The sequence below is a fragment of the Pseudomonas fluorescens genome (genome assembly GCF_004683905.1).
In the GTDB taxonomy this organism is placed as follows: domain Bacteria; phylum Pseudomonadota; class Gammaproteobacteria; order Pseudomonadales; family Pseudomonadaceae; genus Aquipseudomonas; species Aquipseudomonas putida_A.
The window spans coordinates 535,081-547,079 of sequence record NZ_CP038438.1 but is presented as its reverse complement, the minus strand read 5'-3'; the positions used below and the strand labels follow the sequence as shown (position 1 = coordinate 547,079).

The window sequence follows — 11,999 nt, the reverse complement described above, 5'->3', positions numbered from 1 at the left end:
TCACCGGGGCTTTTCGCTTTCTGGGGGAGGGAAAACCTTCAACCCCCAGTTCTCGAAACCTTTCCCAACTTTATTCCGCCCACCGCTGCAATAGAACTTGCGCCTGAGCACATCAAACGCGCGATTTTCCTGACCCACCCTCAAAACACTCATGCCGATCGGCCTTGCAACAAGATCAGCCAGCTGCAATCCGGTGGAATTGACTTGTTTTGTGGCGAAGACGATGTCAAACGGCAGTTGAACCCCCAGTCGGTTAGACCCGCCACAAACCCTGCGAAACTCCAACTCAAGCTCGTTATCCTCCCGCTTGCCTCGCCGCTCGAAAATCACATGCGTTAACACTTTATGTTGATGCTTTTCCTGCAAAAACTCATGCAGCGTTTCCAGACAGAAACCGAGAGCCAAGTGGTAGGGGTTGTCAGCAGATGCCTGCTTTTCACGCAGCAAGACCTTGTCGATGACACAACTGATCAGGACGAAATTGATGGCCTCGATAATGCCGGTCAATTCGTCGAGAAAGGCATGCTTGTGCACTCTCGAAGTGAACAGGCTGGAGAAAGCTCCTTTTTCTTTTCGAATCTCCAGCTCATGCAGCACGATCAGATCGTGCCCCATATGGTTGAACTTGAATTTCTGGACAGCCGGAATGACCTTTTCGCAGTAATGCCTTTTTTGAAAGACGCAAAAAGCAAGCACGAATATCGGGTAATAGGGATCCAGCTTCTGCATCCCTTGATCACCGCTTTCATCAACATAGACGATGTAGTCGCTGTATCTCCCGGACGGATACAAGAGCGCTGCCGCTTCAACAATTGCTTGCGACTCGCTCTGGTTTTCAAACAGAGAAAATTGCAAAAAAAGTTACCCGCGATCTGTTCGCCAATAGATGCCGATATTGCCATCCACGACCTGTTGATAAATCGTATACGGCAACACCACCGTATCCAGCACCCCGGACAACGGCAGGTCCAGCAGCACAAATGGCAGCAGCACGCCGGTAGGGTCAGGTGGGGCATTGAGTACGCAGAAATCGAACGCCAGACCGCTGTAGATCCGTGGAATCGATTGGCAGTAGGTTTTCTGTTTGCGCATGTCGCGGGCGACGTCAGCGTCCATTTGCAGGACCGAGGCGGCGGTGCCGCAGCCGGATAAAAGCCATGCGCAGGTGCTGAGTGTTAAAGCGTTTTTGATGGTCAAGTCTTGCCCTCCGAAGTGGTCAGGGCAAGCTAGCATCGGGGCTGGAGCGGGCACAGTTCATGGCTTCTGGAGAAGCTGTAGGACAAGTCAGTGGTGTTTGTCCGCTATTGCTCAACGGGAGTTTTCTGGGGCTTTAAAGCCCTGTTGCGAGCAGGCTCACTCCTACAGGGGAATGCTATCCCATGTGGGAGTGAGCTTGCTGGCGAAGGCGGCTCAGGCCGCGCTGGAGATGTCCTTGGGCAATCGCTGATCGATCACCTGATACAGCGCGCTGCTCTCGGGCCAGTTGCGCATGAACCGTGCCCGATCTCGCGCGTAGGCCGGCGCGAAACTTCCGACAGAACTGTGCTGACACATCGAATCCAGATCGATCAGTGCCCAGCGATCTTCCTGCCAGAACAGGTTATGACCCTTGAAGTCGCCATGGCTGATGCGCTCGGCAATCAACCGTGCGAACAGTCGATCCAGCGCCTGCAACTCGGATTCCGGCGCCGCACCGCTTTCCACATACGGCGCAAAGCGCTCGATGATGTCCGGCCCCGGCAGGAACTCGGTCACCAGATAAGCACGGCTGCGCAACCATAAAAAACGCTTTTCCAGCACCGCCAGCGGTTTCGGCGTGGCGATGCCGAGGAACGCCAGGCGATTGCCTTCACGCCACGAATGCCACGCGCGGCTCGGGCGCCAGAAGCGCTTGAGCCAGTGCGCAAAGCCTTTGATGTTGTAGCGCTTGATCACCAGCGTACGCCCGGCCACTTCGACCTTGCCGACGCTCGCCGCGCCGCCGGTCTTGTACAGATGGCCCTGATCGAGCAGCGCATCGGCCTGATCCAGCACCGGGAGCATCGCCGCTTCTTCCTCGCGACGGATCGCCCGCAAGGCGAACGCACCGCGCTGCACACTGAACAATGTGCACTCGCGGCCCACCTTGATCAGGTAATCCTTCAGGCGCCAGGCGCGTACCTTGGCGATCTGCTTCTGCAACGCTTCCAGCGGCAACGCGTGCTCACTGTTGCTCAGCAGGTAATACACCAGCAATTCTTCGGTGAACGGCTCAAGAGACTTGGGCAACTGGGCGAAAAACACCCCGAGGTTTTCCAGCACTTTCTGCCGCGACAACGGCTGGCCAGCGGTCTCGGCGCAGATCCCGGCGCCATCGATCAGGTACAACTGACCGCCCTGGCGCAGCAGGTTGTCGAGGTGCAGATCTTCCTGCCACAGTCCTTTGCCATGCAGTTGGCCAATCGCGCCCAGCGCCTCGGCGAGTACCGCCGATTGCTCGTCCGCCAGCACCGGCAGTGATTCGACTTTCTGCCAGGCATCACCGAGGCTTTCAGCACCTTCGAGGAACTCGAACAGCAGCCAGCCGCCCTCGCCATCCTTCAGGCCATCAGCCAACAACAGCGGCGTGGTCAGACCTTGTTCGGCGAGCAACTTGACGCCCGCCAGTTCGCGCTGAAAATGCCGCGCAGCCTTGCTGCCCACCAGTAATTTGGCCAGCACCGGCCGCCCGCGCCAGACCCCGGCACCGACATAGCGCTGCCCGGGCAACACCCGCAGCAGATTCAGCAGTTGCAGATCCGCTGGGCCTGCCGCATCAGCGAGGCTGATCGTCAGCGGCAGACTCGGCGCACGTCCGGCGTTTTTCAGTTCGGACAAGCGCATCAACGGGTCTCCTTGCGACTGCGCCGTGCAGTCAGGCGCGTCACCCAGCTGTCGACCAGCGAACTGTCGACTGGCTGATCGAGATAGGCCGCGAGCAATTCGCGTAATTGCGCCTCGCTCCATTCCGGGGCGCGACGCAGCAGCGGCTCCAGATCCTTGACCCGGTCGCGCATGCCGAACAGCAGGGGCCGGGTCTTTTCCAGGTCGATCAGTTGCGCCCGATAGGCGTCGCCATCAGCCTGCAAAAAGATGTGTTTCGGATAAAAGCAGCCGTGCACCTGACGCACGCCGTGCAGCCGGCGCGCCAGCTGTCCACAGGCTTTGAGAATGGCCGATTGCTGCGCGGTGCTCAGCTCGGACCAGCGTTGCAGCAACGAGTCGAGATCATCCCAGCCGTCGAGGGCACGGGTCAGCAGGATCGCCCGGACATCGCCCTTGACCTTGCGCTCACCGAAGAACGCCGCTTGCAGCGCCGGGATCCCCAACTTGTTGTAGCGGCTGATGTTGCGAAACTCGCGGGCGAAACTCGGCTCGCCGAACGGCGCATGCAGGGTGCGGGTCAGGTAGTTGCTCTGGCGCTTGAGGTAGTAGGCCTGCCCTTCCAGCTCCAGGCGAAACACGCTGCTCCAGCCACCGCCATCGGTGTTCGGTTCGTCCACGGCTTCGAGCTGTTTGGCCCAGAGCGCGTCGAAAGTGCCGAGGCCATGACGCTCAAGCAGCGCCCGGTCTTCAGCGGCCAGGAAATCAGTCATTCGCGTCCCTCGAAAAATCTCACCACGTGGCGAATCCGTTTCTTGTCGGCGGCATTCAGCCGATCACGTCCGCGGTATTGCAGGTAGAACCGCAGGCGCTGGGTGTTCGACAGGTGATACTTGGCCACCTTGTCGAGACAGGCCAGATCCTTGGTGATCCGGTATTTGAGCCAGAAGCCGCGCCAGAAATCGCCGTTCGGGCAGTCGATCAGAAACAGCTGCGCCTGATCGTCGATCAGCAGATTGCGCCACTTCAGATCGTTATGGGTAAAGCGGTGGTCGTGCATGGTTCGGGTGTAGCCGGCCAACTGCCGGCTGATGCCATCGACCCACAGGCGATCCTTGAGTTTCGGATCGTTGCGTTCGGCCAGCGCCGACAGGTCTTCGGTGCGCGGCAGCTCGCGGGTGATCATCGCCCCACGGGCATAGGCCGCGCCACGTCGCTCCAGACCCCAGGCCACCACTTCGGCGGTGGGAATGCCCCATTTGGCGAAGCGTTTGAGGTTCTGCCACTCCATCTTCACCCGTGGCTTACCCAGGTAACGGCGCAAGCCTTTACCGGCGCCGACGTAGCGTTTGACGTAGTAATTCACGCCGTTGCGCTGCACGCGAATGACTTCGGACAGCGGATCACGGGTCAGACGTTCGCCCTGCAGGGCAAACACCGCTTCGAGGCTGCCGAAATCTTCGGCCAGTTCGCTGTATTGCGGTTCAAGCGTCCAACCCGCCATCAGAGCGCATCCCCGTAACGCTGTTTGCGCGCATAAAGCTTGTTGGCCTTGCCTTCGAGCCAGCTCAGCAACGGCGCTTCTTCGGCGAGGATCTGCCGTAGCGGCTGCTGAAAGTAGCCTTTGAGGAAACGCAGCTTGTCGCGTCGGGTCAGGCCGATGTCCAGTGCCGAGAAATACAGCGCGGCCAGATCCTTGTTGCGCCAGCGTTGAGTAATTCTTGGGCGGGTTTGGGCGCGGTGCAGGTCGATCACCGAGAGTTTGAAATCTTCGGGAGTGATCGGTTTGTCGGTGTGCAACAGAAAGTGGCAGATGTAGCAGTCGCGATGGTTGACCCCGGCGCGGTGCATCATGCCGGTCATGCGCGCCACTTCAGCAATCAGCGCGCGCTTGAGTTTCGGCTGCGGCGGGTTCTTGACCCAATCGATGCTGAAGTCTTCGAGGCTGATGGTCGGTGCCAGCTCTTCGGTGACGATGAACGAATGCTGATCCGCCGGGTTGCTGCCCTTCTCGCCGTAAGCCACGGCGGTCATGGTCGGCACGCCGACTTCCTGCAGACGCTGGATCGCCATCCACTCCTGACCCGCGCCGAGCACCGGCAGCTTGGCGGTCAGCAGATTCTTGAAGATCTCGCCCCAGCCGATGCCCCGGTGGATCTTGACGAAAAATCCGTTGCCGTCGACTTCCGTGCGCAGAGTCCGTCGAGCTTCCAGCTCGCGGTAGACCTCGCCCTGCAAGCCTTCGACTTCGGCGAACGGGTCGCGCCCGGCCCAAAGGCTCTTGAACGGTTCAGCCAGCATCAACTTCATTTAAGCGTGCTCCGCCAGAATCACATCGGCCGCGTGCTGCGGCATGCTGTAGAGGTCGGCCGTCTCGGCGAAAGCCAGACCATTGCGGCTCCAGGCCGCGCGTGCAGCGTCGTCATTCAACATGTCAGTCAGGTACTGCGTCAGTTGCGCCTGATCGAACGGCTCGTCCAGCACTCGCCCGGCGTCCGCCTCGGCAATGTAATGGGCGTAACCGCAGACCGCGCTGACCAGCACCGGCAACCCGGCGACCAGCGCTTCGAGCAATACGGTGCCGGTGTTTTCGTTGTACGCCGGGTGGATCAACAGGTCGGCGCCAAGCAGGAACCGCGGGATATCGCTGCGACCCTTGAGGAAGGTCACGTTGTCGCCAAGGCCCAAAGTCGTACTCTGCATCTGGAACAATTTGGGGTCATCCTGGCCGATTACAAACAGCCGGGTGCGCTTCTTCAGCTCGGCGGGCAGTGCAGCCAGCGCCTTGAGGCTGCGATCGACGCCCTTGGTCTTGAACCCGGAACCGATCTGCACCAGCAGCAGTTCGTCGTCCTTGAGGCTGAATTCGGCGCGGAAACCGGCGCGAATCTGGTCGGCATCCGCCGGCCGGCGACGATCCTGGGCGATACCCGGCGGCAGCAGGTGGAAGCGCTCCAGCGGCGTGTCGTAGTGCTTGATGAACAGCGGCTGCTGCACTTCGGAAATCATCAGCACTTCGGTTTTCGCGTCTTTGGCGAACACCGCGCGCTCGTACTCGGCGAAGTGCCGGTAGCGGCCCCAGCGGCGGTACAGCGAATGGCGCAGGTTCTGCGCCTTGTCTTCGAAGCAGCCGTCGGCGGCGTAGTAGACGTCCAGCCCCGGCATCTTGTTGAAGCCGATCAAGCGGTCCACCGGACGCTTGGCCAGATCCGCTTCCATCCACGCCGTGAGTTTCTCGTTGCGCCGATGATTGAAGAACGCCTTGACCGGCGCCACCAGCACTTCGAAACCGGGCGGCACGTCGCCTTCCCAGATCAGCGTATAGACACGGATCTGATGGCCGCGCTTCTGGCATTCGAGGGCGATGCGCATGAAGTCGCGCTGCAAGCCACCGAACGGGAAATATTTGTACAGAACAAAAGCCAATTGCATCAGCGCAGCTCCTCAGCCATTAACAACGTGCTCAGTCGGCTGGCGACACGCTCGGGATTCAGACGCGTGAAGCACAGCGGCTGCTCGCGTTTCAGGTCAAACTGACGGGCATCCTGCACGGTCGGTTGGTAAGTGCATTTCTTTTGCAGGCAAGGGGCGCAGGGGAAATCACTGGCCATGTGAATCTGCACCTTGCCGTAGGCGCCAGTCAGGCCCGGGTTGGTCGGGCCGAACAGGGAAATCGTCGGCACGTCCAGCGCGGCTGCGAGGTGACCGAGACCGGTGTCCACCGCGACGCAAGCCTGGGCGCCGGCCAGCACTTTGCCGACCCCGGCCAGATTCAGCTTCGGCAACACTTCGGCGTGTTTGAAACCGGCGGCAATCCGTTCGGCACGGGCCTTCTCCAGCGGGTTGCCCCACGGCAGTTTGACCCCGACGCCCAGATAGCCGACGCGTTCGGTCAGCTCGCGCCAGTAGGCTTCCGGCCAGTGCTTGGTGTCCCATGTGGTGCCGTGCAGGAACACCACGAACGCGCTCTTGCGCGGCAATTCCACCAGACGCTCGACGTTGAGGCCGTAGTCGCCCAACCCTTTGGGCAGGTCATAACCGAGGGCGATGGCGAACAGCTGACGCACCCGTTCGACCGCATGCTGCCCACGGGCCACCGCCAGTTTGCGGTCATAGAAACGTGCAGCGATCGGCTCGCGCGCCGAGCCTTTGTCGAGGCCGGCCACCGGGGCTTTGACGTAGCGCGTCAGCCAGGCGCTTTTCAGCAGGCCCTGAGCGTCGATCACCAGATCGTATTGGCTGGCGCGCACGCTTTGCTTGAAGCGCTTCCAATCGCCGCTCTTGATGGTCTGCCAGAGGTTCTTGCGCCAGCGGCGGATCGCCACGGGAATCACCTTGCCGACGGCCGGGTGCCAGGTCGGGATCTCGGCGAAGCCTTCTTCCACCACCCAGTCGAACTTGATCCCGGGGATGGCCCGGGCCGCGTCGGTCAGCGCCGGCAACGCGTGAATCACGTCGCCCAGCGATGAAGTCTTGATCAGCAATACCCGCAACTTAATGAACCTCGACCACGGAGCCCTGCAGTTTCTGCAAGGCATCGTTGACCGCGTCCGGCATCAGCTGGCGCAGGCAGTTGTAATGGCCGAACCGGCAGGTACGGTCGAAGCACGGGCTGCAATCGAGGCCCAGACGCACGACTTCGACGTGTTCGGCCAACGGCGGCGTGAAGCCCGGCGAGGTCGAGCCATACACCGCCACCAACGGGCGATTCAGCGCAGCGGCGACGTGCATCAGACCAGAGTCGTTGGACACCACCGAATCGGCGCACGACAGCAGGTCGATGGCTTCGGCCAGCGAGGTGCCGCCGCTGAGGTTGACCGATTCTTCACGCAGGCCGGGAATCAGCCGTGCGCGAATGTCTTCGCCTACCGCGTGGTCGTTTTTCGAGCCGAACAGCCACACCTGCCAGCCTTCGCGAATCCGCGCTTCGGCGACCTTGGCGTAGTGCTCGGACGGCCAGCGCTTGGATTCGCCGAACTCGGCGCCGGGACACAGGGCCAACACCGGACGGTCCAGAGTCAGGCCGAACTTGGCCAGCGCCGCTTCGCGGGTCACCGGATCGATTTGCAGGCTCGGACGCGGATAAGGCTTTGGCAGCTCGGCGTTCGGCTCGTAAGCCAGCGCCATGAAGCGCTCGATCATCAGCGGATAACGTTCTTTATCCAGCGTGCGCACGTCATTGAGCAGGCCGTAGCGGAATTCGCCACGCCAGCCGGTGCGTTGCTTGATGCCGGCGAAAAACGGCACCAGCGCCGATTTCAGCGAGTTCGGCAGCAGGATGGCCTGATCGTACTGGCCGGCCAGGGATTTGCCGATCCGCCGACGCGTCGCCAGTTCCAGCGCGCCATGGCCGAGCGGAAAGCTCAAGGCCTTGCGCACTTCAGGCATGCGCTCAAGGATCGGCCGGCTCCACTCGGGGGCCAGCACGTCGATTTCGCATTGCGGGTGGCGCTGCTTGAGACACTGAAACAGTGTCTGCGCCATCACCATGTCACCGACCCAACTGGGCCCAACGATCAGAATATTCATGTGGTTTCCATAAACGAACCGGGGAGGCCAATGCCTCCCCGCCTCGAGAATCACTGAGGGAGCGGCGCTGCTTGCGATGGGTCATTACCTTCAACATGACTGTCGACTGTCACTCCGCTATCGCGAGCAGGCTCGCTCCCACATGGTTTGTTCGCCTTACTTCAGATCTACAGACACTGTAAATCCACTGTGGGAGCGAGCTTGCTCGCGAAGGGGCCATCACATCCGACATCGGTGTCATCTGACACTCCGTCTTCGCGAGCAAGCTCGCTCCCACAAGGTAATCGGTGCTTCAAATATCCGGTTTCAGCTTAGCCCCAACTCTTTCCAGATCCGCAATACCTGCCGGCGCTCCTCGACAAACTGGTCGCCTGCAATCACCCCGGCGTCCTTCTGCAAGGCCTGTCGGTGGGCGGCGGAGCGGTAGGCTTTATAGGCCTCGCGCAGCAGGCTGGCATCTTCGGCAGGCATCAGCCCTTCGTGTTCCAGCTCTTCCAGAATGCGGATGTTATCGGTCCAGCGCAGCAATGGCGGGTGGCTTTGCGACCACGCCAGGGCCGCGTATTGCACCATAAATTCAATATCGACGATACCTCCGGCGTCCTGCTTGAGGTCGAACGGCGCCGTGGCCTCGAAGGCACTTGCCGCGGTACCGGCCGCCGTGCTCTTGCTGCCGAGGTTATCGCGCATCTTGGCGCGCATCTCGCTGACTTCCTGTTGCAGCTTCGCCAGATCCCGCGCCTTGCCCAAAACCTGCGCGCGGACTTTCTCGAAGGCCTGGCCGACATCCTGACTGCCGACCAGCACCCGCGCCCGCACCAGGGCCTGATGCTCCCAGGTCCAGGCTTCATTTTCCTGATAGCGCTCAAACGCCCCGAGCGAGCTGACCAACAGCCCCGACGCGCCGGACGGGCGCAAACGCATGTCCACTTCATACAGCTGGCCGGAGTTGGTCTGCGCCGTCAGCAAGTGAATGATCCGCTGCCCCAGCCGGGTGAAGAACTGCGCGCCATCGATCGGCTTCGGCCCGTCGGTTTCCGCCTGCGGATCGCCGTCATGGATGAACACCAGGTCCAGGTCCGAACCATGCCCCAGTTCCAGCCCGCCGACTTTGCCATAACCGACAATGATGAAGCCGGGATCGCACAAACTGCCATCGGTGCGCAGCGGCGTGCCGTACTTGGCCACCGTCTGGCGCCAGGCCAGCGCCAGCACTTGCTCGAGAATCGCTTCGGCGAGCCAGGTCAGGTAATCACTGACTTTCATCAACGGCAGACTGCCAGCGATTTCCGAGGCGGCGACGCGTAAGCGGTGCGCCAGTTTGAAGTGGCGCAGGGCTTCCATCTGCTGTTCGAGGTCGTCCTCGGGGATCCGCGTCAGCCGCTCGCGCAGCTCGGCGGCGAGTTCCGGCGCCAGTGGCGGCTTGAACAGCCGGCCTTCATTGAGCAACTCGTCGAGCAGCAGCGGGAAACGGGTGATCTGCTCGGCGATCCACGGACTGGCCGCGCACAGGGTGAGCAAGCGTCGCAGGGCACCGGGGTTTTCCGTGAGCAACACCAGATAGGCCGAACGTCGGGCGACCGCTTCGACCAGCGGTAGCACCCGCTCCAGCACCAGATCCGGGTTGTCATGCTCCACCGCCTGGGCCAGCAGGCGCGGGATAAACGCATCAAGACGCTCGCGACCCAGCCGCTGCATCGCGCGCAATTGCGGACTGCCACGCAGGCTCGCCAGCGCTTTCAGGGCCTTGGTCGCATCGGCGAAGCCGCCCTCTTCGAGCTGCCGGCAAGCGGCCTCTTCATCCTGCGCCTCTTCCCACAGCGGCAACCACTCACCGCCCACCACCACTTCGCAGTCGGCGCCCTCTTCTTCATCGGGATCGGCGATCACCTGCGCAAAGTGCCAGGCCACCCGACCACGCCAGAACATCAGCTTTTCGTGGAAGGCCAGCCAATCGGCGAAACCAAGCATGAACGCGATCCGCGCCTGATCCTGAGCGCCGTCCGGCAACATCTGGGTCTGGCGGTCGGCAATCGCCTGGATCGCGTGCTCGGTGTAGCGCAGGAATTCATAGCCTTCGCGCAGTTCGCCGATCACCGCCGGCGGCAAGTAACCCTGCCCTTCCAGCGTGCTCAGCACCTTTAATAGAGGACGCTGTTGCAGGCTCAGGTCGCGCCCGCCGTGGATCAACTGAAAGGCCTGGGCGATGAACTCGACCTCGCGGATCCCGCCAGAGCCGAGCTTGATGTTGTCGGCCATGCCCTTGCGCCGCACTTCCTGCTGGATCAACTGCTTCATGGTGCGCAGCGCTTCGATCGCCGAGAAGTCCAGATAACGCCGGTAGACGAACGGCCGCAGCATATCGAGCAACTGCGCGCCGGCCGTCTGATCGCCGGCCACCACCCGCGCCTTGATCATCGCGTAGCGTTCCCAGTCGCGGCCCTGATCCTGGTAATACTGCTCGAGTGCATTGAAGCTCAGCACCAGCGCGCCGGACGAACCGTACGGGCGCAGGCGCATGTCGACGCGGAACACGAAACCGTCGACCGTCATCGGGTCGAGGGCCTTGATCAGGCGCTGGCCGAGACGGATGAAGAATTCCTGATTATCCAGCGCGCGTTTCACGCCGACGGTTTCGCCGCCCTCGGGGTAAGCGAAGATCAGGTCGATGTCCGACGACAGGTTCAGCTCGACCGCGCCGAGCTTGCCCATGCCGAGGATGACCATCTGCTGCGGCAGACCGCTGCGCCGACCGGTCGGCGTACCGAACTGCTGGCAATGGCGGCTGTACAGCCATTGGTAGGCTTGATCGATGGTGGCGTCGGCCATGTCCGACAGGTCGCGGCAGGTCTGTACCAGATCAGCCTGGCGGTTCAGGTCACGCCAGATGATCCGCACTTGATGGCGGGCACGCTGGCGGCGCAGGACGCGCCCGAGTTCGTCTTCGCTTTGCGCGGTGTTCACGGCGGCAGCTATCTGCGAGCACAATTCACCCGGTGCGAACGGCCGGTCGAGTTCGCCGGACTGCACCAGTGACAACAACATCAAAGGGTCACGAACGCTCTGTTCAATGACGAAATCGCTGGCGGCACTGACGCGGGCGAATTGCGCCCAGCGTTCCGGGGTCCAGTTGGAGAAGCCGTGATCGTCTTCCAGCGCGGCGACGGCCGTACGGAACGACTGCTCGGATCGAGTGACCAACGGCAGGAGAATGGCGGGGAGTTCAGCGAGCACGGGCAGGGTCATGGTCTATCCTTGATCGGCGTGTAAATGGCCGCTTGTAGTGTTTGATGAAAACCCGCTACGCGAAGGACTGTCGAACAAAAGTTAGAAATAGCTGAAATTTCTTCTTCTTTGGCATCCAGCATCAAACTTTCACCTTTTTCGGATGGTAATCGACCAACCTTAACGATTATTCTCACAACGCAGTCGGAGGCCACAAGCCTTTCCTCTGTAGTTTTACTACTCGTCTATACAGGCGAAAGGCTGAAATGCTCAAAGATTTGTAGTAAAACTACACGCCGCCGGAACAACCTGTCGGCAATCCAAGAATTTTAAATCGTCTGCCCACAAGGCCAGTCGCAAACTCAGGCAACCGATTCTGGAAGCCTTTCCGCCCTGGAGCAAGC

Annotated in this window: 11 protein-coding genes; all 11 read right to left on the bottom strand. The window is 61.2% G+C overall.

The features are described 5' to 3' along the window. Positions 1-855: a DUF3800 domain-containing protein gene (locus E4T63_RS02430; RefSeq protein WP_135294815.1), complete on the bottom strand. Its 855-nt coding sequence runs from the start codon at positions 853-855 to the stop codon at positions 1-3. Positions 856-861: 6 nt separating this feature from the next. Next, positions 862-1,197 (bottom strand): YceK/YidQ family lipoprotein, encoded by a 336-nt coding sequence (locus E4T63_RS02425; RefSeq protein WP_134785280.1) that lies wholly within the window; start codon positions 1,195-1,197, stop codon positions 862-864. Positions 1,198-1,410: 213 nt separating this feature from the next. Further along, positions 1,411-2,862, bottom strand: a complete 1,452-nt coding sequence (locus E4T63_RS02420; RefSeq protein ID WP_135294814.1) for a lipopolysaccharide kinase InaA family protein — start codon at positions 2,860-2,862, stop codon at positions 1,411-1,413. Further along, positions 2,862-3,614, bottom strand: coding sequence for a lipopolysaccharide kinase InaA family protein (locus tag E4T63_RS02415; protein ID WP_098966891.1), 753 nt, complete (start codon positions 3,612-3,614; stop codon positions 2,862-2,864). The genes E4T63_RS02420 and E4T63_RS02415 overlap by 1 nt, the downstream gene beginning before the upstream one ends. After that, positions 3,611-4,345, bottom strand: coding sequence for a lipopolysaccharide kinase InaA family protein (locus E4T63_RS02410; RefSeq protein ID WP_097087069.1), 735 nt, complete (start codon positions 4,343-4,345; stop codon positions 3,611-3,613). The genes E4T63_RS02415 and E4T63_RS02410 overlap by 4 nt, the downstream gene beginning before the upstream one ends. Next, a complete protein-coding gene (rfaP, locus tag E4T63_RS02405; RefSeq protein WP_135294813.1) occupies positions 4,345-5,151 on the bottom strand; it encodes a lipopolysaccharide core heptose(I) kinase RfaP in 807 nt (268 codons plus the stop codon). Before rfaP ends, E4T63_RS02410 begins: the two co-directional genes overlap by 1 nt. Beyond that, positions 5,152-6,273 carry a glycosyltransferase family 4 protein gene (locus E4T63_RS02400; RefSeq protein WP_135294812.1) on the bottom strand — a complete coding sequence of 374 codons (1,122 nt, stop codon included), beginning with the start codon at positions 6,271-6,273 and terminating at the stop codon, positions 5,152-5,154. Further along, the gene (gene waaC, locus E4T63_RS02395) at positions 6,273-7,334 is read right to left on the bottom strand and encodes a lipopolysaccharide heptosyltransferase I (protein WP_098966886.1); all 1,062 of its coding nucleotides are present in this window, start codon (positions 7,332-7,334) and stop codon (positions 6,273-6,275) included. The genes E4T63_RS02400 and waaC overlap by 1 nt, the downstream gene beginning before the upstream one ends. Position 7,335: 1 nt before the next feature. Then, positions 7,336-8,370, bottom strand: a complete 1,035-nt coding sequence (gene waaF, locus E4T63_RS02390; RefSeq protein WP_098966885.1) for a lipopolysaccharide heptosyltransferase II — start codon at positions 8,368-8,370, stop codon at positions 7,336-7,338. A gap of 306 nt (positions 8,371-8,676) precedes the next feature. Next, positions 8,677-11,616, bottom strand: coding sequence for a bifunctional [glutamate--ammonia ligase]-adenylyl-L-tyrosine phosphorylase/[glutamate--ammonia-ligase] adenylyltransferase (gene glnE / locus E4T63_RS02385; RefSeq protein ID WP_135294811.1), 2,940 nt, complete (start codon positions 11,614-11,616; stop codon positions 8,677-8,679). Next, complete coding sequence (locus E4T63_RS28790) at positions 11,613-11,738, bottom strand: hypothetical protein (protein WP_256198919.1); 126 nt, start codon at positions 11,736-11,738, stop codon at positions 11,613-11,615. The genes glnE and E4T63_RS28790 overlap by 4 nt, the downstream gene beginning before the upstream one ends. Positions 11,739-11,999 lie beyond the last annotated feature (261 nt).